The following is a 2,525-nucleotide window of genomic DNA, read 5'->3' as shown; positions in this document are numbered from 1 at the left end:
TGACTACGGAGTCAATTTTTCTCTTGCCTTGGAATGACTTTTTCAGCAAGCCCTACATACAAAAATATCCAGATGTAGTTTATACGTATGATGTAACTCATGCAATGGCTTTATTACTCAAACATGAGCTAGCTAATTCCGAAAAATATCAATCTTTTATTCAAAAATGTAATCAGTGTCGGCATCAACTTCAACAAACCGAATTAGCCTTTATATCTCCACCATCGCAACGCTCTCAATGTCGTTATTTCAATGTAGAGAAGTTGATTAATTGGGCGGAAAAACTGTTGAAATGTCCAATTGAGACTTTATTAAAATTAGCAGAAACTTCTGACCCGGACATTTTCAATCAAAGATGGCATCGCTGATTTAGATTGGTGTACCATGCCTGGGTGGACAAGTAAATCTAATCTCCTAAACGGGATAGTAGCCTTTGACTACTTCACCAATACTATTGCCAATATCACCCAGAACCACGCTCACATTCGGACGAATACTGCACCAGTGTAATAACGGCTTTTGCTGTCATGGTACTTTTTCAGTGTATAAGTTATTGACCCTCAAACTCTTGTTAACAGTGTTTCTTTCATTTATTGTGGGCGTGTAATCGCGCCCGTTGGTCGCTCACATCTTGCACCTGGAAATATGTATGTCAAAACCCGAACTACGTGTAAGGTGAGCAAGACATTCAATATCAAGTAAAAGAAGATACAGAACTATGTGAGGAAAAATAGATTCTCTTGCTGTTTGTGCAGCTTGTCCCCAATCAGGTGGGGATGCTGGCTAGGCTGTTGACTCTGTACCTTTTTTATGGGTAAAACTTCATGCAGTTTCTGTGTCTTCACAATCAGGAGAAAATAATATTTTTCGTTTCGAGAGCGAAGACTGACCAAAAACCTGAAGAAACCATGCTTCAACATCAGCAAAGCTAATATTTAAAAGGGCATTTTTAACAACAGTAGTTGTTAAATCCATAGTCGATAGACATATGGTTAGTAGCATTTGACTGATTTCTTTAAATGGACAGCGAGCAGAAAATTGCTTGTATTTTCCAAAGAGTGATTCAATGACATCAGAAGTAGCTAAAAAAGTACCTTCATGCTTGATTTTGTGGCATTGAACAGCTAGATAATCGAAAATATCTTGTTGCAGTTTCTGAAGATAAGGAGCATCAAAAGATAACTGATTTTTGGCGAAACAATCAAGAGAATTATGATTGATTCCTGCTTGTTTAAGCTCAGTTTCAATACTGCGTGTTAGCGATACCATTTGATTCCACTTAATTAAATCTGATTTATAATCGTTTAACCACCCCAACTTGTCTCTTACTTTTTGATAAATCAGCGAAGGTGCAATATCTGGAATAAGGCTAATTAGAGTTTCCACTGATGAGTTTAATAACTTAATTCCCCAATCAGTTAGCCTTTCAATATTAAAATAACGACATTGAGAACGCTGTGATGGCGGAGCTAAAAAAGATAATTCTGTTTGCTGTAATTGCTGCCTACATATGCTACACTTTTGGATAAATGATTGATATCTTTTATCTGATTCTAATTGATATTTTAATAGTAATGCCATTGCGTGAGTCACATCATGCGTATAAATTACCTCTGGATTATTTTCTTGATATAGCTTGATTCCACGAGCCAGGTCACTACTATTATCTGCAACAATTTGTCTTGGTACTCCCACCCTTTGGCTAATTTTATCTAATTGCTTTTCTATGATTTCTCCTTTGGTAGACTCCATTATTTCTATTGCTAGTATTTCTACGTCTTTATGTGATAACCCTCTCTTTTCCTCAATTACATTTGATAATAAGTATTCCTGTGACACCCCTAGCACAACTAAAGCTTTATGTTTTCCTAATGCTAAAGTAAAATCTACAATGTAAATCCAATCCCTGCGATACTCTTTTTCTCTTTTCAACTCATATATTGCTATTCTTCCTAACCATTTTCTAATACAGCTAAAGCTAGGAGTTGCCTGTGATTCACAATCATTAAATAATTCAAAAACTTTCTCTACACCTCTAAAACTAATCCCACTGTTGATTAACAAATGTATCGCTTGCTGAATTGTTTTTACATCATAATAGTGACCCTTAATCTTTAAGTCTGTTTCACCCATCTCCAATTCTATGTCGGCTGATTGGTCTTCGATTTCTGCTTTTTTTCGGTCTCCTCCTCCAACTTCAGTTCTTTTAACTTTGCTTCTGCCGCCATCGCACGCTTTTTCCACTTCTCTCTCGAATTCGTTAAGTCTCTCACTTTTATTTCTAAAGCTCTGATTTGCTTCTGTTTTAAGACCGCCTTCTCTTTCCAGTTTTCTCTACCTTTCTTGAACAATCTGGCTAATCTACTCACTGGGCTTTTAAACTCTTGCATAGACTTTGACTTTGCTCGATTTTTCCGACACAATTATTGTATGAACTAATTCTGCCTTAAAACCAACAAAGTCAACAGCCTAGTCAAAGGCTACTATCCCGTTTAGGAGATTAGATTTACTTGTCTACCCAGGCA

1 protein-coding gene and 1 pseudogene are annotated in these 2,525 nt (G+C 36.6%); one reads left to right on the top strand and one right to left on the bottom strand.

Annotated features, from left to right (window positions below; translation table 11 throughout):
- Positions 1-368, top strand: a pseudogene (locus ACM0OR_RS28010) (hypothetical protein); the annotation flags it as partial.
- A gap of 454 nt (positions 369-822) precedes the next feature.
- On the opposite strand, the gene ACM0OR_RS28005 reads toward ACM0OR_RS28010, so the two are convergent.
- Positions 823-2,244 carry a hypothetical protein gene (locus ACM0OR_RS28005; RefSeq protein WP_414579673.1) on the bottom strand — a complete coding sequence of 474 codons (1,422 nt, stop codon included), beginning with the start codon at positions 2,242-2,244 and terminating at the stop codon, positions 823-825.
- Positions 2,245-2,525 lie beyond the last annotated feature (281 nt).

Source organism: Anabaena sp. CCY 9402-a (assembly GCF_963920945.1).
GTDB classification, from domain to species: domain Bacteria; phylum Cyanobacteriota; class Cyanobacteriia; order Cyanobacteriales; family Nostocaceae; genus Trichormus; species Trichormus minutissimus.
This window is presented reverse-complemented; position numbering and strand designations above follow the sequence as displayed.